Below are 820 nucleotides of genomic sequence, written 5' to 3' on the forward strand. Positions count from 1 at the left end.
TCATTGTCGTATTCTCTCAGAATGTTGAGTCTCCGACAATACCGGGGCGGTTCAACATGACTCACTTATTAGGTGATTTCATGATAAAGTAATAAACAGGTCAAGCGTGTCGATCAAAGTTGCTGTGTTCAAAACATATATGCTCAGTATAGGAGTCATCATATGAGTGAAAAAAAGATGCAAGACTATCATTTGGTATGTCCACACTGCCAAGCGACTAACCGTGTACCAGCAGTAAAACTAGATGCGGCGCCGAAGTGTGGTAAATGTGGTCAGTCACTACTGACGGCTAGCCCTCAAGAACTGAACGCGCAAACTACGAATAAAGTCATTCGAAAGAATGACATATTGACTATCGTTGATTTTTGGGCAAGTTGGTGTCAGCCATGTATTATGATGGCACCGCAGTTTAAAGTGGCGGCCAGTCAATTACCACAAGTAGTATTTGCAAAATTGCAGACGGATAAATACGAACAAGCCGCTGCACCATATAATATTAGAAGTTTGCCAACCATGGTGGCTTTTAAACATGGCAGAGAAATAGCACGCCAATCAGGTGCGTTGCCAAGTGATCAAATTGTCCAGTGGGTGCGGAGTTTAAAGGCCTAACACAAAACGCTTAGCATAAAACGCCGTTCTTTCTGCTAGCATCCTCATATAAATACAAAAAAGCCAATATGCTTATCGCGTATTGGCTTTTTTATAGTGAACCCCAGTTCGGGATAAGCCACATTGTAACTCATTGATACTATTTACAATGTAGCCACCTGTCCCTGCTGAGGCATATTTTTGATGGTGGGTTTATAGGGAAACCAGCAAT

Annotated in this window: 1 protein-coding gene; it reads left to right on the forward strand. The window is 42.1% G+C overall.

The genetic code is table 11. The features are described from left to right. Nucleotides 1-162 precede the first annotated feature (162 nt). Nucleotides 163-609, forward strand: a complete 447-nt coding sequence (locus EI164_RS16530; RefSeq protein WP_192521050.1) for a thioredoxin domain-containing protein — start codon at nucleotides 163-165, stop codon at nucleotides 607-609. The last annotated feature ends 211 nt before the right edge of the window (nucleotides 610-820 follow it).

Origin of the sequence: Psychrobacter sp. FME13 (assembly GCF_014861395.1) — a bacterium.
Taxonomy (GTDB): Bacteria; Pseudomonadota; Gammaproteobacteria; order Pseudomonadales; family Moraxellaceae; genus Psychrobacter.